Origin of the sequence: Amycolatopsis sp. NPDC047767, from assembly GCF_040704195.1 — a bacterium.
Classification (GTDB): Bacteria; Actinomycetota; Actinomycetes; order Mycobacteriales; family Pseudonocardiaceae; genus Amycolatopsis.
Genome location: NZ_JBEYSJ010000009.1, coordinates 201316 through 223421 on the forward strand (window position 1 = coordinate 201316; position 22106 = coordinate 223421).

At 71.9% G+C, this 22106-nt stretch carries 21 protein-coding genes; 8 read left to right on the top strand and 13 right to left on the bottom strand.

Annotated features, from left to right (window positions below):
• Positions 1-101: 101 nt before the first annotated feature.
• Complete coding sequence (gene rpsA, locus AB0878_RS19055; protein ID WP_364060441.1) at positions 102-1604, top strand: 30S ribosomal protein S1; 1503 nt, start codon at positions 102-104, stop codon at positions 1602-1604.
• 157 nt (positions 1605-1761) lie between these two features.
• Here the strand turns inward: rpsA and AB0878_RS19060 are convergent, their stop codons facing one another.
• Positions 1762-2394 carry a TetR/AcrR family transcriptional regulator gene (locus AB0878_RS19060; RefSeq protein ID WP_366581476.1) on the bottom strand — a complete coding sequence of 211 codons (633 nt, stop codon included), beginning with the start codon at positions 2392-2394 and terminating at the stop codon, positions 1762-1764.
• A 224-nt stretch (positions 2395-2618) separates the two neighbouring features.
• On the opposite strand from AB0878_RS19060, the gene AB0878_RS19065 reads away from it, so the two are divergent.
• Positions 2619-3059 carry an OsmC family protein gene (locus AB0878_RS19065; protein ID WP_366581478.1) on the top strand — a complete coding sequence of 147 codons (441 nt, stop codon included), beginning with the start codon at positions 2619-2621 and terminating at the stop codon, positions 3057-3059.
• Between the two features lie 17 nt (positions 3060-3076).
• Complete coding sequence (locus tag AB0878_RS19070) at positions 3077-4066, top strand: DJ-1/PfpI family protein (RefSeq protein ID WP_366581480.1); 990 nt, start codon at positions 3077-3079, stop codon at positions 4064-4066.
• Between the two features lie 16 nt (positions 4067-4082).
• On the opposite strand, the gene AB0878_RS19075 is transcribed toward AB0878_RS19070, so the two are convergent.
• Complete coding sequence (locus tag AB0878_RS19075) at positions 4083-4298, bottom strand: hypothetical protein (protein ID WP_220242033.1); 216 nt, start codon at positions 4296-4298, stop codon at positions 4083-4085.
• Between the two features lie 215 nt (positions 4299-4513).
• Between AB0878_RS19075 and coaE the strand changes: the two genes are divergently transcribed.
• Positions 4514-5701, top strand: a complete 1188-nt coding sequence (gene coaE / locus AB0878_RS19080; RefSeq protein ID WP_366581482.1) for a dephospho-CoA kinase — start codon at positions 4514-4516, stop codon at positions 5699-5701.
• A gap of 151 nt (positions 5702-5852) precedes the next feature.
• A complete protein-coding gene (gene thrS / locus AB0878_RS19085) occupies positions 5853-7094 on the top strand; it encodes a threonine--tRNA ligase (RefSeq protein WP_366581484.1) in 1242 nt (413 codons plus the stop codon).
• 4 nt (positions 7095-7098) lie between these two features.
• Here thrS and AB0878_RS19090 read toward each other — a convergent pair whose 3' ends face one another.
• From AB0878_RS19090 to AB0878_RS19125, 8 genes are all read right to left on the bottom strand, one after another.
• Positions 7099-7674 carry an HD domain-containing protein gene (locus AB0878_RS19090; protein ID WP_366581486.1) on the bottom strand — a complete coding sequence of 192 codons (576 nt, stop codon included), beginning with the start codon at positions 7672-7674 and terminating at the stop codon, positions 7099-7101.
• Positions 7675-7695: 21 nt separating this feature from the next.
• The gene (locus AB0878_RS19095) at positions 7696-8322 is read right to left on the bottom strand and encodes a response regulator transcription factor (protein ID WP_366581488.1); all 627 of its coding nucleotides are present in this window, start codon (positions 8320-8322) and stop codon (positions 7696-7698) included.
• Positions 8319-9665 carry a sensor histidine kinase gene (locus AB0878_RS19100; RefSeq protein ID WP_366581489.1) on the bottom strand — a complete coding sequence of 449 codons (1347 nt, stop codon included), beginning with the start codon at positions 9663-9665 and terminating at the stop codon, positions 8319-8321. Before AB0878_RS19100 ends, AB0878_RS19095 begins: the two co-directional genes overlap by 4 nt.
• On the bottom strand, positions 9662-11197 hold the full coding sequence (locus AB0878_RS19105) for a glycosyltransferase family 39 protein (protein ID WP_366581491.1): 1536 nt from the start codon (positions 11195-11197) through the stop codon (positions 9662-9664). Before AB0878_RS19105 ends, AB0878_RS19100 begins: the two co-directional genes overlap by 4 nt.
• A 161-nt stretch (positions 11198-11358) precedes the next feature.
• Positions 11359-12870, bottom strand: a complete 1512-nt coding sequence (locus tag AB0878_RS19110; protein WP_366581493.1) for a glycosyltransferase family 39 protein — start codon at positions 12868-12870, stop codon at positions 11359-11361.
• A gap of 2 nt (positions 12871-12872) precedes the next feature.
• Positions 12873-13598 (bottom strand): ABC transporter permease, encoded by a 726-nt coding sequence (locus tag AB0878_RS19115; RefSeq protein ID WP_366581495.1) that lies wholly within the window; start codon positions 13596-13598, stop codon positions 12873-12875.
• A 26-nt stretch (positions 13599-13624) separates the two neighbouring features.
• Complete coding sequence (locus AB0878_RS19120; protein ID WP_366581497.1) at positions 13625-14530, bottom strand: ABC transporter ATP-binding protein; 906 nt, start codon at positions 14528-14530, stop codon at positions 13625-13627.
• Positions 14531-14671: 141 nt separating this feature from the next.
• A complete protein-coding gene (locus AB0878_RS19125; RefSeq protein ID WP_366581499.1) occupies positions 14672-15190 on the bottom strand; it encodes a DUF402 domain-containing protein in 519 nt (172 codons plus the stop codon).
• Between the two features lie 154 nt (positions 15191-15344).
• Here AB0878_RS19125 and AB0878_RS19130 point away from each other — a divergent pair, with 154 nt between their 5' ends.
• The 3 genes from AB0878_RS19130 to AB0878_RS19140 all read left to right on the top strand — a co-directional run bounded on the left by AB0878_RS19130 (position 15345) and on the right by AB0878_RS19140 (position 19285).
• Positions 15345-16562: a DUF5685 family protein gene (locus AB0878_RS19130; RefSeq protein ID WP_366581501.1), complete on the top strand. Its 1218-nt coding sequence runs from the start codon at positions 15345-15347 to the stop codon at positions 16560-16562.
• 80 nt (positions 16563-16642) lie between these two features.
• Positions 16643-18802 carry an excinuclease ABC subunit UvrB gene (gene uvrB / locus AB0878_RS19135; protein ID WP_366581503.1) on the top strand — a complete coding sequence of 720 codons (2160 nt, stop codon included), beginning with the start codon at positions 16643-16645 and terminating at the stop codon, positions 18800-18802.
• Positions 18803-18925: 123 nt separating this feature from the next.
• Positions 18926-19285 carry an MmcQ/YjbR family DNA-binding protein gene (locus AB0878_RS19140; RefSeq protein WP_366581504.1) on the top strand — a complete coding sequence of 120 codons (360 nt, stop codon included), beginning with the start codon at positions 18926-18928 and terminating at the stop codon, positions 19283-19285.
• A 4-nt stretch (positions 19286-19289) separates the two neighbouring features.
• On the opposite strand, the gene AB0878_RS19145 is transcribed toward AB0878_RS19140, so the two are convergent.
• From AB0878_RS19145 to AB0878_RS19155, 3 genes are all read right to left on the bottom strand, one after another.
• Positions 19290-19691: a VOC family protein gene (locus AB0878_RS19145; RefSeq protein ID WP_366581506.1), complete on the bottom strand. Its 402-nt coding sequence runs from the start codon at positions 19689-19691 to the stop codon at positions 19290-19292.
• 98 nt (positions 19692-19789) lie between these two features.
• Complete coding sequence (locus tag AB0878_RS19150; protein ID WP_366581508.1) at positions 19790-21193, bottom strand: S28 family serine protease; 1404 nt, start codon at positions 21191-21193, stop codon at positions 19790-19792.
• Positions 21194-21302: 109 nt separating this feature from the next.
• Positions 21303-22055 (bottom strand): enoyl-CoA hydratase/isomerase family protein, encoded by a 753-nt coding sequence (locus AB0878_RS19155; RefSeq protein WP_366581509.1) that lies wholly within the window; start codon positions 22053-22055, stop codon positions 21303-21305.
• Between the last annotated feature and the right edge of the window lie 51 nt (positions 22056-22106).

Genomic DNA, 22106 nt, shown 5'->3' on the forward strand with positions numbered 1-22106 from the left:
GGTGGACGTTGCTCGTGGGGTCGTCGCATGTTCCCGTCTCACGCCCCATCGCGCCGCCAACTGGACACCCTACGATCCCATCCACCGGAGCAACCCGCCTAATGACCACCGACACCGCCACCGCCCCGACCGCCCCCATCGGGGCCCCGCAGGTCGCCATCAACGACATCGGGTCGGAGGAAGACTTCCTCGCGGCTATCGACAAGACCATCAAGTACTTCAACGATGGCGACATCGTCGAGGGCACGATCGTCAAGGTCGACCGCGACGAGGTCCTGCTCGACATCGGCTACAAGACCGAGGGCGTCATCCCCTCGCGCGAGCTTTCCATCAAGCACGATGTCGACCCGGCTGAGGTTGTCTCCGTCGGCGATGAGGTCGAAGCTCTCGTTCTCCAGAAGGAGGACAAGGAAGGCCGCCTGATCCTGTCCAAGAAGCGCGCTCAGTACGAGCGCGCCTGGGGCACGATCGAGGAGCTCAAGGAGAAGGACGAGCCCGTCAAGGGCACCGTCATCGAGGTCGTCAAGGGTGGTCTCATCCTGGACATCGGCCTCCGCGGCTTCCTTCCCGCCTCGCTGGTCGAGATGCGCCGCGTGCGCGACCTGCAGCCGTACGTCGGCCGCGAGCTCGAGGCGAAGATCATCGAGCTGGACAAGAACCGCAACAACGTGGTCCTGTCCCGCCGCGCCTACCTCGAGCAGACGCAGTCCGAGGTTCGCAGCGAGTTCCTCAACAACCTCGCCAAGGGCCAGGTCCGCAAGGGCGTCGTGTCCTCCATCGTCAACTTCGGTGCCTTCGTGGACCTGGGTGGCGTCGACGGCCTGGTGCACGTCTCCGAGCTGTCCTGGAAGCACATCGACCACCCGTCCGAGGTCGTCGAGGTCGGCCAGGAGGTCACGGTCGAGGTCCTCGACGTCGACATGGACCGCGAGCGCGTCTCGCTGTCGCTGAAGGCGACGCAGGAAGACCCGTGGCGTCAGTTCGCCCGCACCCACGCGATCGGCCAGATCGTGCCGGGCAAGGTCACCAAGCTCGTCCCGTTCGGTGCGTTCGTGCGCGTCGAGGAGGGCATCGAGGGCCTGGTGCACATCTCCGAGCTGGCCGAGCGCCACGTGGAGATCCCGGAGCAGGTCGTGCAGGTCAACGGCGACGTCATGGTCAAGGTCATCGACATCGACCTCGAGCGCCGTCGCATCTCGCTGTCGCTGAAGCAGGCCAACGAGGGCGTCACGCCGGACACCGAGTTCGACCCGACCCAGTACGGCATGGCCGCCGAGTACGACGCCGAGGGCAACTACATCTACCCCGAAGGCTTCGACCCGGACACCCAGGAGTGGCAGGACGGCTTCGACAAGCAGCGCGAGGAGTGGGAGCGGCAGTACGCCGAGGCCCTCACGCGCTACGAGGCCCACATGGCGCAGGTCAAGAAGGCTGCCGAGGCCGACGCCGAAGCCGCTGCCGACGCCGCCACCGGCATCGAGGGTGGCAGCGGGGGCGACCAGACCTACACCTCCGCTCCGGCCGAGGCCAAGAGCGGCGGCACGCTGGCCAGCGACGAGCAGCTCGCGGCTCTGCGCGAGAAGCTCTCGGGCGGCCAGGGCTGAGTCAAGCCTGACGCCGAGCAGCACTGAGCTCTGACACCGCGGCCCCGGTCCAGTTCGGACCGGGGCCGCGGTGTTTTCGCGTGTGAGGTGTGCGAAGTGGACCACCCCGAGGGGTTGCCGGAAGGCGGAGTTGCCGGAAGGCCGGCGTGGGGCGAGGTCAGTTGTGGAGGCCGAGCCCGGTGATCATCGACAGCACACCGGTGCGGTACATGGCCTCGTTGGCTTCGTCCGTCGGCTCGATGAACCAGTCGCTCAGCGGCGTCTGCGAGCGGATCGTGAGCTCGACACTCACCAGGCCGTGCATGGCCGTCCACAGCAGATAGCCGTAGTCACGCGAGTCCGTGCCGGGATCGCTGACGCGGCGGATCTTCCCGACGAACATCGCGAACGTCGTGCGCAGCACCGCCGTGCGCAGCTCCGGGTCCGGGTCGTAGCCGTGGACCGAGCGTTCGAACATCATCGCGTAGCGGGCCGGGCTCTCCAGCGCGAACCGGCGGTAGGCCAGCGCGACCTCGATGAGGTCCGCGACGCCGTCGTCGGTCTCCGGCGGCACGTCGAGCAGCTCGTCGCGCAGGAGGTCGAACGCGCGCTCGTACAGCGCGTCGAGCAGACCGGTGCGGCCGCCGAAGCGCGTGTAGACGGTGATGGTGGACGCGCCGGCCGCCTCGGCCACCCCGCGCACGGTCAGGCCGCCGACGCCGCGGTCGGTGAGCACGGTCAAGGCGGCGTCGAGGAACCGGCTCCGGCTGTGCTGGTCGGCAGGCTGCGTCGACAGATGGCGGGTGGCCACGACCGTTCCCCCCTTCGCCCGTGCCGCGCAGGACAGATCCGCGTCTCGCCTGCCGAAGATACGATATTCACGCTCGCTTGGGAACTTCGCCATGCGGCCGGATCTGTGGGATCTTCGTCCTGTGGACCTCGCCACGGCGTGGCACCACTTCGTCCACAAGCGACGTTCGGTTAGGTGGAGCGGCGCGGTGGCGCCGTCGAGAACCCCGAGCAGGAGGAGACCGGATGACTGAGCCGGAACCGGGCACTGTTGTCGTCAGCGAAGCAGGCGAAGGCCGCTTCACCCAGCACGTGACCGCGGGCGGTTTCGAGCTCGTCGTGGACGAGCCCAAGTCGGTCGGCGGCGACGGCACCGGCCCGACTCCGTACGACCTGCTCCTGGGCGCCCTCGGCTCCTGCACGGCGATCACGCTGCGGATGTACGCGGACCGCAAGAACATCCCGCTGGCGAACGTGAGCATCCGGCTGCGTCACGACCGCATCCACGCTCGTGACTGCGAGCGCTGCGAGACCGAGGTCGGCATGGTCAGCCGCATCACCCGCGAGATCGAGCTCGAGGGCGACCTCGACGACGAGCAGCGCGCGCGGTTGCTCGAGATCGCGGACAAGTGCCCCGTGCACCGCACGCTGGAGCACGAGATCGACGTCCAGACCAAGCTGGTCTGAGGAACGGGGTGCGCGCCATGGAGCGGAGCGAGCGGGTCGTCGTGGTCGTCTACGACGCGGTGCGGCTCCTGGACGTGACCGGGCCGCTCGAGGTGTTCGGGATGGCCAACGAGCACGGCGCGCGGTACGAGCTGCTCACCGCGTCGCCGGGCGGCACCGACGTGCGCACCACCACCGGCACGCGCCTCGGTGCCGACGTGGCGCTCGAGGACGTCGACGTCGAGGGCGGCACGCTCGTGGTGCCGGGCAGCCCGAACTGGCAGATCACCGTGACCGACGAGCACCTGCTCGACGAGGTCCGCCGCCTGTCCCGCCAGGCGCGGCGCACCGCGTCGGTGTGCGCGGGCGCCTTCACGCTCGCGGCTGCGGGCCTGCTGGAGGGTCGCCGCGCGGCCACCCACTGGGAGCTCGCCGACCAGCTCGCGCGCCGCTACCCGGGCGTCGAGGTGGACTGCGAAGCGATCTTCGTGCGCGACGGTCCGGTGATCACCTCGGCCGGCGTCACCTCCGGCATCGACCTGTCGCTCGCCCTCGTGGAGGAGGACCTCGGCTCCGAGGCCGCGCGGCTCGTCGCGAAGCACCTCGTGGTCTTCCTGCAGCGGCCCGGCGGGCAGTCGCAGTTCAGCGTGCGCCTGGCCGCCCAGCCCGCGCGCAACGACCTGCTGCGCGGGATCATGGACCGCATCACCGCCGACCCTTCGGCCGACCACAGCCTGTCGCTGCTGGCCGACGACGCGGGCGTCAGCGTCCGCCATCTCACGCGGCTGTTCCGCGACCAGATGGGCACCTCGGTCGCCCGGTTCGTGGAGAGCACGCGCCTGGAGGCGGCGCAGCAGCTGCTGGAGACGGGCACGGACCCGCTCGACGTGGTCGCGCGCCGCACGGGCTTCGGCTCGGCGGAGACGCTGCGCCGGGTGTTCACGCGTGAGCTGGGGGTGCCGCCGAGCGCCTACCGCGCGCGCTTCCGCACCACGGGCACACCGGCGCTGGCCGGTGCGGGTCGGTAGGTCAGGCGGGCACCGCTCAAGACGTCGAGACGACCGGAACCCAGATGCGTTCCAGAGCCGCGGCGCGGGCGCGGCGGCGGAGGCCGGCGAAGCTGTGCTGGGCGGGGACGAGCAGGGCGCTGAGCCACGTTCGCCGGTATTCGGCGAGGGCTTCCGCCACGGGGCGGTAGCCGACGCAGTGCACCAGTCCCGGCGTTCCGAGCCGGTGCTTCCCGACGTGCTTTTCCGCCATCGTTCCTCCGTGTGGGCGACCCTTCCGCCGCGCACGGTACGCAATCGCGCCGGTAAATCCGCGGAGCCGCCCGGCGTGTCACCCGGATCAGTCAGCGAGTTCCGGACAATGTTCTTGATTTTCGACTGGGGGTGTGCGTGTACCCGTGCGAGTGCACGTGCAGGGCTCTGACGTCCCCTGATCGGGTGGCGCCCGGGTCTGGCTAGGGTGAGGTCATGCTGCGAGTGGGTCTGACGGGCGGGATCGGCGCGGGGAAATCGACGGTGGCGAACCGGTTCGCGGAACACGGCGCCGTGCTGGTGGACTCCGACCGGATCGCGCGCGAGGTGGTGGAGCCGGGCACGCCCGGGCTGGCGGCCTTGGTGGAGGCGTTCGGCGAGGACATCCTCGCCGCCGACGGGTCGCTCGACCGGCCGGCGCTGGCCGCGAGGGCGTTCGCCGACGACGAGTCGCGCAAGCGCCTCAACGGGATCGTGCACCCGCTGGTCGGCAAGCGGACGGCCGAGCTGATGGCCGAGGCCGCCGAAGACGCGGTGATCATCCACGACATCCCGCTGCTCGTGGAGGGCAACCTGGCGCCGGCGTACCACCTCGTGGTGATCGTCGACGCGCCCGTGGAGGTCCGCGTACGCCGGCTCGTGGAGGTGCGCGGCATGGCGGAGGCCGACGCGCGGGCGCGGATCCGCGCGCAGGCCAGCGACGAGCAGCGCCGCGCGGTCGCCGACGTCTGGCTCGACAACGGCGGCGCGCAGGACGCCGTGCTCGCCGAGGTCGACGCGCTGTGGGCCGACCGGCTCGTGCCGTACGAGGCCAACCTGCGGCTGCGCAAGCCGCGTCCGCCGATGTCGCCGATGATCGCGCCGTCCGACCCGACGTGGCCGCTGCAGGCCGAACGCCGGCTCGCGCGCCTGCGGCAGATCGCGGGGGAGCGCCTGCTGCGCGCCGACCACATCGGCTCCACCGCCGTACCCGGGCTGCCCGCCAAGGACGTCCTCGACCTGCAGCTCACGGTCCCCACGCTGGCCGACGCCGACGCGCTCGCCGAGCCTCTGGCCGACGCCGGCTTCCCTCGTCTGGAGGGCGACTGGTGGGACGACCCGCAGGACGGCTCGGCGTCACCGTGGCCGAAGCGCTTGCACGTGGGCGCCGACCCGAAGCGCCCGGTGAACCTGCACGTCCGCACGCCCGAGACGCCGGCGTGGCGCCTCGCGCTGCTGTTCCGCGACTGGATCCGCGCGAACCCGGCCGAGCGCGACGCGTACGCGGCGGTGAAGGAGCAGCTCGCGCGCGAGCACGCGGCCGACGGCACCGTCGCGCCGTACGCCGACGCCAAGCAGGGCTGGGTCAACGACGCGTTCACCCGCGCGGAGGTCTGGGCCGGGCAGACGTCGTGGCAGCCGTGAAAACCGGGTGCGCGGCCGGTGGCGGCGCTGTTAGCGTCGCCGGCATGCAGCGCTCGGCCAGCACGACGACGCCGGACACCGTCCCGGCGCGCTGAAACCTGAGCGAACCAAGCCCCGGGGTGGTCACCCCGGGGCTTCGTCGTGTCCCCGGGTGCCCGCCTCGGCCGTCCACGAGGAGACCCCGATGCCCGACCACCGCAGGATCGGCCGTGAGCTCGGCCTGTTCGGCACCGACCCGCTGCTCGGCGCCGGTCTGCCCTACCTGCTGCCCGACGGTGCCGTGATCCGGCACGAGCTGGAGGAGTACGTCCGCGACGTCGAGCGCCGCGCGGGCTACCGCCACGTGTACTCGCCGGTGCTCGGCAAACGCGAGCTGTACGAGATCTCCGGGCACTGGGCGCACTACCGCGACGACATGTTCCCGCCGCTGGACGTGGGCGGCGAGCAGCTCGTGCTGCGGCCCAGCCTGTGCCCGCACCACGCGCTGATCTACCGCTCCCGGTCACGCAGTCACCGCGAGCTGCCGCTGCGGATCGCCGAGCTGGGCGGGATGTACCGGGCGGAGCTGTCCGGGGTGCTCAGTGGGCTCGGCCGCGTGCGCGCCATCCAGCTCAACGACGCCCACCTGTTCTGCTGCCTCGACCAGGTCGCCGACGAGGCCCGCGGCGCGCTGGAGCTCATCCGCCGCGTCCACGCGGACCTCGGGCTGCGTCCGGCGCGCTACCGGCTCTCGCTCGCCGGCGGCTCGGGGGACTACGTGGGTTCCGCAGAACACTGGGCGCGTGCCGAAGCGCTGCTCGTCGAGGCGCTGGACGGCTTCGACTACGACGTGGCGCCGGGCGAAGCGGCGTTCTACGGCCCGAAGATCGACGTCCAGGTCATCGACAGCGCCGGGCGCTCGGCCACCCTCTCCACCGTCCAGGTCGACTTCCACCAGCCCGAGCGGTTCGACCTCGGCTACGTCGGCCCCGACGGCGCCGTCCACCGGCCCGTGCTGGTGCACCGCAGCCTGCTCGGCAGCCTCGAACGCGCGATGGCTCAGCTGCTCGAAGAGCACGGCGGCGCCCTGCCGCCGTGGCTCGCGCCGGTGCAGGTGGTGGTGCTGCCGGTGTCCGACGCCGAGCTCCCGCAGGCCGACGCGCTCGTGCGGCGCGGTCAGGAAGCCGGTCTTCGGGTGGAGCTCGCCGCACCCGATCGCGGAAGCCTCGGTGCCCGGGTCCGGGACCACCGGCTCGTGCCGTACCAGGCGGTGATCGGCGCCCGGGAAGCTGAGTCCGACCTCGTCGCACCCCGGCTGCGTGATGCCCGGCGCCCGGATCCCTTGCCCGCGGCGGAGTTCGTGGCCGCGGTCGCGGAGCGAGTCGCGGCCCGTGGCGCGGTGCTCTGGCCCTGACGCCTCAGCCGAGCGGGTTCGCCGCGATCCGGCCCTCGATGCCGTGTGCGACGGCCCCGCCGGCGGCGCTGTCCGGCTTGCGCGCCGCCTGGTCTTCGAAGCACGCCAGGAACTCCGGGTCGAAGTCCAGCCGCGGGTAGCGGGTGAGGGCCTCCGCCCGCACCTCGAGCGGGAACTCCTCCGGGCGGCTGCCGGAGACGTCCCAGCTCGTGGCGACCTGGAGCAGGTGGGATTCGGGGTCGGCACTCGCGGGCACGTCGGCGCGCATGTGCAGCACGATGATCTGCTCGACGCGTGCGGCGCGGTCCACCGACCATCCCGCGGCGGCCCCGAACACCCACGCCAGGTGGCCGCCCGCGTCCTCGAACGGGAGGCGGTGGTTGTCGAACTCGGCGGTGAGCCCGAGGTCGTGCAGCAGCGCCGACACGTAGTAGAGCTCGTCGTCGAACGCGATCCCGTGGGCCGCCGCGTAGTGCGCGCCCCAGAGGTACGAGCGGACGGAGTGGTTGAGCAGGGCGGGCGAGCAGAACCGCGTGGCCACGGCCAGCGCGGCCGCGGCGGCGGGCGTCTCCGGGAACATGGGCTCAGCTTCGCACAGGAATCAGCTGCCGAGCAGGCCTCGTTCGAAGGCCACGGCGACCGCGGCGGCGCGGTCTTTCACGCCGAGCTTGGCGTACGCGTGGATCAGGTGGGTCTTCACCGTCGCCTCGCTGATGAAGAGCTTCTTCGCCGCGTCCTTGTTCGTGGAGCCGCGCGCGACGAGCGTGAGCACCTCGATCTCGCGCTGCGACAACGGTTCCTTCGCCGGCGCGCGCATCTGGCCCATGAGCCGGCTCGCGACGGCGGGGGAGAGCACGGCCTCGCCGCGGGCGGCCGCGCGCACGGCGCGGAACAGCTCCTCGCGCGGCGCGTCCTTGAGCAGGTAGCCCGTGGCGCCGGCCTCGATGGCGGGCAGGACGTCCGAGTCGGTGTCGTAGGTGGTCAGGACCAGCACGTGCGCCGGGTTGCCGAGGCGGGCGAGCTCGGTGATGGCGGAGACGCCGTCGGTGCCCGGCATGCGCAGGTCCATCAGCACGACGTCGGGTTTGAGCGACTCCGCGAGCGTCACGGCCTCGGCGCCGTTCGCGGCTTCGCCGAGCACCTCGAAGCCGTGCTCGCCGGTGAAGATGCCGCGCAGGCCGTCGCGGACGATGGGGTGGTCGTCGGCGATGAGCAGCGTGACGGTCATGCTGACGCCCCCTGGTGGTCGATCCCGCCGTCTTTCAGCCCGCCCAGTGTGGCAGCCGGGACGGCGGGCAGGTTCACCGAGATCGCCGTGCCGCCACCGGGTTCCGACTCCACGTGCAGCGTGCCCGCGAGCCGTTGCACGCGGCTTCGCATCCCGGGCAGCCCGAAGCCGCCTTCGCTCGGGGGCGGGTTGTCGGGGTCGAAGCCGACGCCGTCGTCGACCACATCGAGCGTGACCTCGTCGCCCATGTACGACAGCGTGAGCCCCACCCGGCCGGCCTCGGCGTGTTTGGCCACATTGGACAGTGCCTCCTGCGTGATCCGCAGCAGTGTCGCCTCGATCTCGGGGTGCAGCGCCTCAGCCGTGCCCGTGGTCGAGAACCTGGCGGGCACCGCGGTGCGCTCGCTCCACAGCCGCGCCACCTCGGCGAGCGCGTCGGGCAGCGTCGCCGACTCCAGCGGCTCCGGCCGCAACGCGTGCACGGACCGCCGCGCCGCCGTCAGGTTCTCGCGCGCGAGCGCCTTCGCGGTGTCGAGGTGCCGTTGCCACTCGGCGGGGTTTTCCCGGGCCTGCGCGGCGGCTTCGAGCTGCGTGATGATCCCGGTGAAGCCCTGGGCGAGCGTGTCGTGGATTTCCTGGCTCAGCCGCTGCCGCTCGTCGAGCACCCCGGCCTCGCGCGCCTGGATGAGCAATTGCCGTTGCAGGCCCCGGTTTTCGGCCTCGGCGGCGGCGAGCTGGTCGAGTGCCCGCTTGCGTTCCGCGCTCTGCCGGCCGACGGCCGCGAACACCGCGCCGCCACCGCCGATCGCGGCCGTCTGCACGATCACCAGCGTCACCCAGATCGCCGGGGCCGTGGCCAGCGCCTCGATCGGGCCGCCGTTGGCGACGGTGTTGATGAGCAGCGACGTGATGGCCACGCCGAGGATCGACATCACCAACGGCCGCATCCGCATGGCCGCGAAGAAGCCGTGCACCATGAAGATGAGGAAGTACGTCTCGCGCGCTTCGAGCGCGGAACCGAAACTCACGACGCCCGCGAAGCTCAGCGCCGCGAAGGCAGCGTTCTCGCGTAGCTTGTCGCCGGGCAGCTTGTGGGTCAGCAGGAGCCACACCGCGGCGCCGGCGGCGATCGCGAGCGTGGTGAGCCGGTGGGCGCCCGTCTGGTCGATGCGCAGCAGGCTCAGCACGGTGGGGATCGCCAGCAGCACGAACGGGGCGGTCGTCTCGGCGCGGTTGAACCACGAATGCCACCGCAGCGGCGGATCCCCTTCGCGCGGTGACAGGGGCGCCAGGAGCGAGCCCCGCCAGTCGAGCTTCACGTCCCGCACGTCCTCCGGCTTCATGCCTTGAGATCTTTCACCTGAGGCCAGATCGCCGGCCAGCTTTCGGTGCGACCGGTGAGCAGCCAGATCGGCAGGTGCTCGCTCGCGTTGAGCACGCCCAGGCGGTTCTGCACCGAGCCCACGACGCGGGCGTCGCGGAAGTGCGGCGCGAGCTTCGCCGGGTCGGCGCCGACGAACAGCACCGTGTCGGCGTCGACCGAGTTCTCGCCCGGCCGCCCGAAGTACCAGAAGCCGCGGCTGCCGCTGTACGCCTGGGGCAGACCGGCTTCCGGGCCGTAGCGGTCGAGCGCGCCGGCCTGCCAGTAGCCCGCGGTCACGAGCGCGGTGTGGGCGCGCTGCTCGGGCGGCAGCAGCCGGTAGACGTCCGCGACGGAGCCGGCCAGGTCCGGCCAGCCGACCTCTTCGGTCGCGTACGCGGGATGCGGTGCGTCGGGGTGCTCCACGAGCCACTGCACCGGCCACACCGGCAGCGCGTACGGGAGGCTGTAGAGCGCGGAAAGCACGAAGACCGGCCACGTCGGCACCCACCGCCACCACAGCGCGGGGCGGCGGTCCTGCAGGTGCACGGCCGCGGCGGCCCACAGGATCGGGAACATGCCGGCGGCGTAGTAGAACCGGCCGTTGGCCACGAGGAACACCGCGACCACGCCGATCGCCGTCCAGCCGAGGAACCGGTACGGCCGCAGGCTTCGCGCGGCGAGCAGCACACCGAGGCCGTAGCAGACGCCGAGGGCGCCGATGACGAGCCCGGCGCCGGCGAGCAGGCCCGGCAGGAACTCGGTGCGGCCGCCGCCTTCGGTGACTTCGCGCGAGACCGCGTCGCCCATGCCCAGCTGCGGCCAGCCGTTGAGCGACTGCCACAGCAACGTCGGCACGCAGGCGAGCGCCGCGATCCCCGCTCCTGCCCAGAGCTTGGGCCGGCGCAGCAGGTCGCGCGGGCCGAAGACGAGCGCCGTCACGGCGGTGATCGCCCAGAACGCGCCGATGAGGAACTTGACGTTCAGCGCGACCGCGGTGACCAGGCCCAGCCACAGCAGGAGGTTGTCGTCTCGGGTGCGCAGCCAGCGCACGAGCAGCCACAGCACGAGCGTCCACAGCAGCGGGTCGACGGTCGACGTGGCGAGGTAGTGGCCGCTGCCCACGAACTGGCCGCAGATCGCGAACGCGGCGGCGGCTCGGGTCTGCGCCTTGCGACGGCCGCCGAGCTCGCGCGCGATCAGCGCGGTCACCACGACCCCGGCGGCGGTGGCGAGGATCGCCGGGATCCGGAACACGACGAGCGAGCCGGGCGCGATCGCGTTCATCAGCGCGGCGAGCAGGGGCAGAACCGGCGGCTGGTCGGCGTACCCGAACGACAGGTGCTTGCCGGCGGCGAGGAAGTACAGCTCGTCGCCGAAGTAGCCGTAGCGGCCGGCCGTGGCCAGCAGGACCGCCGCGGTCCCGGCCGCGAGCAGCGTCACCGGACGCCGCGCGAACTCGGCGACGGCCACGTCCGGCCTGGTGGGCGCGCCTGCCGTGGTCACGGCTTCCATCGTGCTCCCTGTCCTCGGTCGGGCAAGTCATCGGTCGGGCAAGTCGGTCGGGCACCGTCACTTGTTCGGGCACAGTCGCCGGGTCGGGCCTGTTGCGCGGCACCCTACGGGCCGGGGCCCGGCGCCACCGGCTGGTGTGTGGCGCCGGGCACACCCCGGGGTCAGTTGTGCGTGTTCACCAGGTGCGGCCAGATCTGCTGCCACGGCTGCAGGCGCCCGGTGGCGAGCCACAGCGGCGTGTCGTCGGCGACGCTCGGCAGGGCCGTGCCGGTGTCGACCTTCCCGATCCGGTGCAGGTCGGCGAAGTGGCCGAGCAGCGGCTGCGGGTCCGCGCCGATGAACAGCACGCTGGTGTCGGAGTCCGGCGGCACGACGAGCGTCGCGTAGCCGCGGTTCGGGCTGGCGGGCTCGGGCAGGCCGAGCGGGCGGCCGTAGTGGTCGAGCGCGCTGGCCGACCAGTAGGACTCGCCGACGAGGGCCGTGTGCGCCGGGTCGGGCAGCTGCGCGAACTGGTTCGCCACCGAGCGCGTGGCCTCCGGCCAGCCGATCTCGGCGAACGCGAACGTCGGCGAGGGCAGGTTCGGGTTCGCCACGAGCCACGGCTGCGGCCACACCGGCAGGGAGATCGGCAGGGCCAGCAGTGCCGCGACGGCGTACACCGGCCAGGTCGCGAGCCAGCGCCACCAGCGCGAGGCCCGGCCGGTCTCCAGCTCGACGGCGGCCGCCGCCCAGCACGGGGCGAACATGCCGGCGATGTAGTAGGAGCGGCCGTTGACCGCGATGAACACTACGGCCAGGCCGAGCGTGGTCCACGCCAGGAAGCGGTACGGCCGCAGCTGCGGCGACCGGAGCAGGCGCCACACGCCGTAGCAGAGCAGCGCGATCCCGATCGGGAACCCGGCGGTGAGCAGCGCCGAAGGCAGCCACAGCAGGCGCCCGCCCCAGGTCTGCTGCACCTCGGCCGAGATCGCCTCGCCCATGCCGAGCTGCGGCCAGCCGTGCGTGGCCTGCCAGATCAGCGTCGGGACCAGCGCCGCCACCGAGATGGCCGCGCCGACCCACAGCTTCGGCCGGCGCAGCAGCTCGCGCGGCCCGAAGACCAGCAGGGCGACGATCGCGACGGCCCAGAAGCCGCCGATCAGGAACTTCACGTACAGCGCCACCGCCGTGACCACGCCGGCCCACAACAGCAGGTTGTCGCCGCGGGTGCGGATCCAGCGGACCAGCAGCCAGATCACCACGGTCCACAGGAACGGGTCCAGCGTCGAGGTGGCCAGGTAGTGGCCCGAAGCGATGAACTGCGTACTGACCGCGCACGTCGCCGCGGTCAGCGTCTGGGCCTTCGCGCGGCCGCCCAGCTCGCGGGCGATGAGCGCGGCGAACACCACCGACGCGACCATCGCGAGCATCGCCGGGAGCCGCAGCACGAACACCGAACCCGGGGCGATCGTGTCCATGGCGCGCGCGATCAGGGGCAGCATCGGCGGCTGGTCCACATAACCCCAGGCCAGGTGCCTGCCGGCGGCGAGGAAGTAGAGCTCGTCGCCCATGTAGCCGTAGCGGCTCGCGGTGAGCAGCAGCGCCACGCCGAGCAAGCCGGCGAGCACGAACACCGGGACCCGGGCGAACGGGGCGGCCACGCGCTGGGCGGCCGGCAGCGTCGTCACGGACATGGTCACTCCCACCGGAAGGTGCGGGCCGCGATCGCCGAGCAGACCACGGCGAAGGCGCCGAGCGAACCGAGCTGCAGCAGCTCGGGCGAGTTCCCCGCGGCCGCTTCGCGCAGGCCGTTGATCGTCGCGCCGAGCGGGAGGACGTCGGCCACGTGCTGCAGCACCGGAGGCAGCTGCTCCTTCGGCACCCAGACGCCCCCGAGCGCGAGCATCGGGAAGAACGCCGCGGCACCGATGCCGCTGGCCGCGCGGTTGGTGGGCGCGAGCGCCGCGATCAGCGTGCCGACGGAGAACAACGCCAGCGCGCCGAGCACCATCACGAGCAGGAACCCGCCGAGGTTCTCCGGCAGCGCCATCCCGAGCGCGATCCTGCCCACCCCCAGGACGAGCAGGATCGCGACCGCGGCGGCGGCGAGGTTCACCAGCAGCTGTGCGGCGAGCAGCCGTCCGGGTGGCACCGGGCTCGCGGACAGGCGCTTGAGCACGCCCTTCTCGCGGTAAGTGGCCACGGCGGCCGGGAACATCATCACCGCGAGCATCGCGATGAGGATCGCCACGGCCATCGGCGCGATCAGGGTCGGCAGCGGCGCGTGCCCGCCGAACTCGGCGCTGGGCTTGCCCGAACCCGGCATCAGACCGAACACGAGCAGTAGTGCGAGCGGGATGCCGACCACGGTGACGGGTGCCGCCGGGTCGCGCAGGAACAGCTTCGCCTCGACGGTGGTCATCTTCGTGAGCATGTCTTCGAGTCCCCTCAGTCCAGTTTCCGGCCGGTCAGCGCGACGAACGCGTCGTCGAGGTTCGCCTGCTCCACGCGCAGGTCGCCCGCGAGCACCTGCTTGCGGGCGAGGAACGACGTCACGGTCTGCAGCGCGCTGGCGCGCCCCGTGACCACGAGCTGCGAGCCGTGGCGCTCGACCTCGAGCACGTCGGGCAGCGCCTTCAGCTGTGTGAGCTCGACCGGCGCCGACGGGCGGAACCGGATGCGCTGCTCGTCGCCGACCTGGCGGACCAGCCCGGCGGGCGTGTCGATGGCGACCACCCGGCCCGAGTCGATCACGGCGATGCGGTCGCAGAGGCGCTCGGCCTCCTCCATGAAGTGGGTGACGAGCACGACCGTCACGCCCTCGTCGCGCACCGCCTCGACCAGGTCCCACGTGTCACGGCGGGCCTGCGGGTCGAGGCCCGTGGTGAGCTCGTCGAGCACCGCGATCTCGGGGCTGCCGACGAGCGCGAGCGCGATCGACAAACGCTGCTGCTGCCCGCCCGAGAGCTTCTTGTAGGCGGTGTCGCGCTGGTGCGTGAGCCCGAGCAGGCCGAGCAGCCGCTCGGTGTCGGCCGGCTTGCGGTAGAAGGACGAGTAAAGCTCCAGCGCCTCGCTCACGCGCAGCCGTTCGGGCAGCCGGCTCTCCTGCAGCTGCACGCCCAGGCGCTGGCGCAGCTCGTGGCGCTCGCGCCGCGGGTCGAGCCCGAGCACCGACAGCGTGCCGCCGTCGGGCGTGCGCAGGCCTTCCAGGCACTCGACCGTGGTGGTCTTGCCCGCGCCGTTCGGGCCGAGGATCCCGAAGATCTCGCCCGGCTCGACGGTGAACGGCACGTCGTCCACCGCCACCTTGTCCCCGTAGGTCTTGTGGAGGTGCTGGACCTCGATCACCGGCATGTCCGCCGTCCCCTCTCGAGCTCTTCTTCCGTCGTGAAGAAGAGTCCCGTGGGGAAGGGGTGCGGCGGATCGCCGGAACGGCCAGATCCGGCATCCACCGCCAGGCGGCGGGCATCCACCGATCGGTGGACCCGGTGGCCCCTAGGGGTGGCGGCGCCAGGTCGCGGTGATGTCCTTTGTGGACAGCCAGGCCGCGAGGTCGTAGCCGTGCGCGGCCAGCCCTTCCACGGTGGCGTAGGCGGTTTCGAGTGCGTACTCGCCTTCGGCCTGGGGCAGCAGACCCGCGGAGACGGCGGCGAGCAGCTCGTCGGAGTCGATCACCCGCACGGAGACCTTGTCCTTGAGCACGAGGTCGAGGTAGAGGTCCGTGGACAACCACCGGGTGCCCTCGCGGCGCACGCGCACCACGTCGAGGTAGAAGGTCTGATCGCGTTCGTGGCCGGGGTTGAACCAGAAGTCGGTGATCCGCAGGCCGAGGTCGGGCAACAGCCAGGACTCCAGGTAGCGGAACTGGGCGCGCCCCGGCGTCGGGCGCGCGAGGTACAGCCCGAACGGCTCGGTCCGGAACTCCTCCACCTGCCGCTCGATGCCCTTGGGGTCCACGTTGACGCCGGCGGCCGGGTCGAAGCTCTCCACCTTCGGCGGGTGCACGTCGGTCATCCGCCCATCCTGCCGGGCGCGGGGCGATCCGAGCGGTTCGCCGGGGCCGGTGTCCGCGAAATCCACCCGGTTGCCGGGGGCGGTCACGGCTCGGCCACTTCCGCACCGGATGTCCGGTTCGCCGGTTACGTTGACCCGGACCTGGGGAGGGATCGTGTTCGGAATCATCCGGCCGTGCCGGCACCGGCTGTCCGCGCGGCTGCACGCCGACTGGCTCGCGCACCTGTGCGGGCTGTGCCTCGCGTTGCGCGACGAGCACGGGCACCTCGCGCGGGTCGTGACGAACTACGACTCGCTGGTGATCTCCGCTCTCGTGGAGGCGCAGGCCGCGGGCCGGCGCCGGCTCGCGGGGCCGTGTGCGTTGCGCGGGATGCGTTCGGCGTCCGTAGCGCGAGGCGAAGGGGCGCAGCTCGCCGCGGCCGTGTCGCTGGTGCTGGCCTCGGCCAAGGTCGAGGACCACGTGGCCGACGGCGACGGTGCCCTCGGCCGAGGTGCGTTGCGGACACCGGCGAAGAAGCTCGCGGCCCGGTGGTCCGCGCAGGGCGCCCGCACCGGCGCGCGCATCGGCTTCGACACGTCGGTCCTGGTGGCCGCGGTTTCGCGGCAGAGCGCACTGGAGGACGAGGTGACCGCGGGCGACTCGCTGCTGCTGGTCACCGGGCCGGCCGAGGCGGCCGCGTCGGCGGCGTTCGCGCAGACGGCGGTGCTGGCGGGGCGCCCCGGCAACGTGGCGCCGCTCGCCGAGGCCGGACGCCTGTTCGGGCGGGTAGCGCACCTGCTCGACGCGGTGGAGGACCAGCCTGCGGACGACGCGGCGGGGAGCTGGAACCCGTTGACGGTCACGGGAACGGCGCTCGCCGAGGCGCGGCGGCTCGCCGTGGACGCGGTGCTCGGAGTCGAGCTCGCGGTGCGGGACGCGTCGTTCGCGCAGCCGGAGCTGGTCCACGCGCTGCTGGTGCACGAGTTGCGCCAGGCCGTGAACCGGGCGTTCGGGCACCGGCAGGAGCCGCCGCCCGGATGGCTCGGGCCGGGACCGGTGCCGCCTGGGGTGCCGCCCGCTCCGGCCGGTCACCCCGGGTGGGGGCCGCACTCGTCGGCGCCTCCGCCTCCGCCGAAGCCCCCGAAGAAGAAGCGCAAGCCGGGGGAAGGGCCCGAGGACGGCGACGGCGGTGGCTGCTGGGTGCCGAGGTTCGCCGTGCCGCCCCGGCCGCGCGGGTTCTTCGAGGGCTGCGCGGTCGCGACCTACATGTGCTGCAGCTGCCAGTTCTGCTGCCGGGACCCGTTCCCGGGCCCGTGGAGCGGCAAGGTGCGGCAGAACCACTGCGATTGCGACCCGTGCGTGCTGCTCTGCGCCTGCTGCGACGGTTGCTGAACGGGGTTCCGGCCAGGTCAGCGGGCCTGTGGTGGCGCCTCGGCTGAAAACTGTCGGTGGGTCGGCCTACTCTGGTGGACGTGGCTTTCGCAACCGAACACCCCGTCCTCGCGCAGTCCGACTTCCGGCCGGTTTCCGACGTCCCCCGTTCCGGCGGCCGGTTCGAAGTGATCAGCGAGTACACGCCCGCCGGCGACCAGCCGGCGGCCATCGACGAGCTCGAACGCCGGGTCAAGGCGGGCGAGAAGGACGTCGTGCTGCTGGGCGCCACCGGCACGGGCAAGTCGGCCACCACCGCGTGGCTGATCGAGCGCGTGCAGCGGCCCACGCTGGTCATGGCGCCGAACAAGACCCTGGCCGCGCAGCTGGCCAACGAGCTGCGGGAACTCTTCCCGAACAACGCGGTCGAGTACTTCGTCAGCTACTACGACTACTACCAGCCCGAGGCGTACATCGCGCAGACGGACACCTACATCGAGAAGGACTCGTCGATCAACGACGACGTCGAGCGGCTGCGCCACTCGGCCACGATGAACCTGCTCTCGCGCCGCGACGTGATCGTGGTGGCCAGTGTGTCCTGCATCTACGGCCTGGGCACCCCGCAGTCCTACCTCGACCGCTCGACCAAGCTCGCGGTCGGTGCGCAGGTGGACCGCGACGTGCTGCTGCGCGCGCTGGTCGACGTGCAGTACACGCGCAACGACATCGCGTTCGCGCGCGGCACCTTCCGCGCGCGGGGCGACACGGTGGAGATCATCCCGGCGTACGAGGAGCTGGCGATCCGCGTCGAGTTCTTCGGCGACGAGATCGAGAAGCTCTACTACCTGCACCCGCTGACCGGCGACATCGTGCGTGAGGTCGACGAGGTGCGGATCTTCCCGGCCACGCACTACGTCGCGGGGCCGGAGCGCATGGAGAAGGCGATCAAGGGCATCGAGGCGGAGCTGGAACAGCGCCTCGCCGAGCTGGAGAAGCAGGGCAAGCTGCTGGAGGCGCAGCGGCTGCGCATGCGGACGGCCTACGACATCGAGATGATGCGCCAGGTCGGGTTCTGCTCCGGCATCGAGAACTACTCGCGCCACATCGACGGCCGCGAGGCCGGGTCCGCGCCCGCGACGCTGATCGACTACTTCCCGGACGACTTCCTGCTCGTGATCGACGAGTCGCACCAGACCGTGCCGCAGATCGGCGGCATGTTCGAGGGCGACATGTCGCGCAAGCGCAACCTCGTCGACTACGGGTTCCGGCTGCCGAGCGCGGTCGACAACCGGCCGCTGACGTGGGAGGAGTTCTCCGACCGCATCGGGCAGACGGTGTACCTGTCGGCCACGCCGGGCCCGTACGAGATGGGCCAGACCGGCGGCGAGTTCGTCGAGCAGGTCATCCGCCCGACCGGCCTGGTCGACCCGAAGGTCGTCGTGAAGCCCACCGAGGGCCAGATCGACGACCTGGTGCACGAGATCCGCGAGCGCGCCGAGAAGGACGAGCGGGTGCTGGTCACCACGCTCACCAAGAAGATGGCCGAGGACCTCACCGACTACCTGCTGGAGCTCGGCATCCGCGTGCGGTACCTGCACTCGGAGGTCGACACGCTGCGCCGCGTCGAGCTGCTGCGCCAGCTGCGCGCGGGCGACTTCGACGTGCTGGTCGGCATCAACCTGCTGCGCGAGGGCCTCGACCTGCCGGAGGTGTCGCTGGTGGCGATCCTCGACGCGGACAAGGAAGGCTTCCTGCGCAGTGGCACTTCGCTGATCCAGACGATCGGCCGCGCGGCGCGAAACGTCTCCGGTGAGGTCCACATGTACGCGGACAAGATCACCGACTCGATGCAGCACGCCATCGACGAGACCGACCGCCGCCGCGCCAAGCAGGTCGAATACAACGAGGAACGCGGCGTCGACCCGCAGCCGCTGCGCAAGAAGATCGCCGACATCCTCGACCGCGTCTACAGCGAAGCCGACGACTCCGACCAGGCCGTCGCCGTCGGCGGCTCGGGTCGCAACACCTCGCGCGGCAAGAAACCCGAACAGGGCGACCGCGTCCGCAGCTCCGGCATGCTCGTGGACAAGGACGTGTCGGGCATGCCGCGCGCCGAGCTGGCCGACCTCATCCAGCAGATGACCGACCAGATGATGCAGGCCGCCCGCGACCTGCAGTTCGAACTCGCCGCCCGCCTGCGCGACGAGGTGTCGGACCTGAAGAAGGAACTCCGCGGCATGGACGCGGCCGGCATCCGCTGACACCCTCCGGCGGTCCGCTGCCCTTCGGGTGCGGCGGGCCGCGGGGAAGGCCGCCCCGGGCCGCGGGCGGAGGGCGCGACTGCTTCGGTCGGGTCTCGCCGGGGTTGGACGGAGGTGAGCGGCGTGCGGGTCGACGAGGTGATCGAGCACTGCCTGGGCAAGCCGGGGGCCGTGGAGACCTATCCGTTCGGGGAGCACGTGCTCGTGGTGAAGGTCGTGGGCAGGGCGTTCGCGTTCATCGGGCTGGAGCGGCCGGGCTCGGTGGGGCTCAAGGGCGGCGCGAACCGGGAGGAGGCGGCCGAGCTGCGGGAGCGTTATCCGGAGTCGGTGGCTGTACTCGACTATCTCGGGCGGTACGGCTGGAATCGCGTGGACCTGGGTGCGGGCCCAGCCGCTGCGGTGCCCGACGAGGAGCTCAAGGAGCTGCTCGACGCGTCCTACGAGGCGGTGCGGGCGAAGCTGCCCAAGGCGCGCCGGCCGTGAGCGGTCAGGAGACAGGGCGATCCGGAGCCGGAGCGTTCTCGTCCGGCTGAAGGACGCCGAAGATGTTCCCCTCCGTGTCCTTGCAGTACGCGAGCCAGCCGACGCCCGGGACGGGGTCCTTGGCCAGCGCCATGGTGCCACCGGCTTGGGCGACGGCGTCGATGGTGGCGTCGACGTCGGTGACCTCGATCGTGTTGATGAAGCCGGAGACCGGGGCGTCCTCGGCGGGGGCGGGGCCGCGGCGGGGGAGGAGGCCGCCGTCGATGCCTTCGCCGTCGCCGGTGGAGACGACCCAGTACGGGACCTCGCCCCACTGTTCGATGTGCCAGCCGAACACCGCGGTGTAGAAGGCGACCGCGCGCTGCGGGTCGCCGGCGTGGATTTCGAAGTGGACGGGCCGGGGCATGGCTGCCTCCTCAGACCGGGCCGACAGGGCGCGCCCGAGACTACGCGCCCCCGCCGGTCCTCACCCGGCGAGCGAGCCGGCCAAGATCCACAAAGGACTCACAGGCGAGGGCGGTCCGCCAGAACCTGGTTCGCGTCGAAGTCCGGGAACCCCGCCGGCTCCGTGGCCGCAGCCAGCGATCGCGACGAAGCGGCCGGCAGGCCGGCCCAGCGGCGGATCGTCGCGGTCGCCTCCGCGGCCTGCGCGGCGGGCAGCTGCGCGATCGTCGAACCGTGGTTGCCGCCCGGCACGAAGTAGCGGTACGAGTCGCGCGAGCCGTACCCGAGCTCGAACGGCTCCGCGCCCCACGGGTCGTTCGAGCCGTACACGAACAGCAGCTGCCGGCCGTGCGCCTTCACCCAGAAGTCGACGTCCGGCATCGCCAGGAAGTCGAAGCGCGGCAGCCTCACCGACGCGGGCACGAACGTCGAAGGCACGTCCGTGCCCGGGTAGCGCAGCAGGTCGCGCAGGTAGCTGTCGTACGCCTCGGGCGAGCCGAGCTGCACCGCGGCCTGGTAGTAGTACGGCACGAACGGCTCGAGCTCCTGGTCGGAGTACGTGTTGAGGCTCTCCACCTGCTCGAACCACGCCCACACGTCGGCGGCCGGCGCACCCGCGCGGGGGATCGACGCGCACGCCGACGCCGGCTGGTACTGCCAGAACGCGAAGTACGAGTCGATCACCGAGATCTCCAGCGACTCGTCGATCGACCCCACGGTGGTGAACGTGTAGCCCTTGCGTGCGGCGTCGTCCTTGGCCAGCGCACCCAGCTCGTCACGCCGTTTCAGCGCGTCGCGCTGGATCGCCCTCAACGATGCGCGGCACGCGGGGTCGCCGACGTTCGCGAGGAACCGGTTGTACTTGTCGATCGGGTCGATCACGTCGTTGGGCGCGACGTAGGGGATCGTGCCGTTGACGTCGTCCGGGAAGAAGCGGCGGAAGTACGTGGCGGTCATCCCGCCCTTGCTGCCGCCGGTCGCGAGCCACTTGCCCGGGTAGATCTTCTTGAACGCCTGCACGGCCGCGTGCTCGTCGGCCGCGGCCTGCCAGATCGTGAGGTCACGCGACCAGTTCGCCGGCTGCGGCCGCGAAGGGGTGAAGTAGCGGTACTCCATCGAAAGCTGGTTGCCGTCCACGATCCGCGTCGGCTCGGAGCGGTTCGGGGACAGGGACACGTTGTACCCGCTGGTGAACGCGACCGTCGGCGCGGAGAAGTCGCGGTGCAGCAGCGTGTACCGCTGCTCGAACTTCGGCCCGTCGGGCCGGCGGTGGTCGGCCGGCTGCGTGAACGTCAGCTCGAAGAACCGGTACCCCGCCGGTGCCGGGTCCTCCTTCACCACCGTCAGGCCCGGGATCGTGGCCAGCGCGGCCGCGATGTCCTCCTCGCCGGCCGCGCTCGCGACCGGCGTGAGCCCCACGGCAGCCAGCACGACGGTGGACAGGACGGTGAGCAGCCTGCGCACGTGGTTCCCCCTCGACGGCCCCGAGATCAACTTCCGGATCCTCACAGACCCGGCCGCGCCCGGCAAGGCGCGCCATCCGGTCGGGCGCCGACTTCCGTAGGGTCCGCGGCTAGCGCGTCAGCACGCGGTCCACATAGGACTTGATGCGCGCCAGCGACTCCGCCGAACGCCACATCCGGTCCACGTGCACGTCGTCGGCGGCGCGGTTCTCCGCGATCCGTTCGTGGTAGGGCTGGCGCAGCTGCGCCTTGGTGTGGGCGAACGCCTCCGCCGGCAGCTCGCCGAGTCGGGCGGCGAGCTCACGCGCCCGGCCGAGCACCTCCTCCGGCGCCGCCACCTCGTCGACCAGGCCGCGGGCGAGCGCGTCGTCGATGGTCAGCGTGGCGCCGCTGTACATGAGCGCGGCGAGCGGGTTCGTGCCGTACGCGCAGCGCAGGATCTCCGTCGCGGCCAGCGGGAACGGCACGCCCACGAGCAGCTCGGTCACGCCGACGCGCCCGGGGCCGGCGGCGGCCACCCGGTGGTCGCACCCGGCGGCCAGCACCATTCCGCCCGCGATCGCGTGCCCGTTGACCGCGGCGACGAGCGGGTGCGGGAAGCCGAAGACCGCCAGCAGCGCGTCGGAGAGCGCGGGCAGGAACCCGCCGACGTAGCTCGCACCACCCGCATCGAGGCTGAGCAGGTCGACGCCGGCGGAGAACATGTCGCCCGACCCGGTCAGCACCGCGGCTTTCGCGCCGTCGGCCGCCTCCTCGAGCTTGAGCACGAGCTCCCGGCAGGTGGCGGTGTCGAGGGTGTTGCCGCGGCCGTGCTCCAGCGTGAGCACGGCGACGCCGTCGTCGACTGCGAGGTGGATGGTCACGCGAGGAGACGTTACCGGCGTCCGGCCGCCCGTGCGGGACGGCCGGACGCC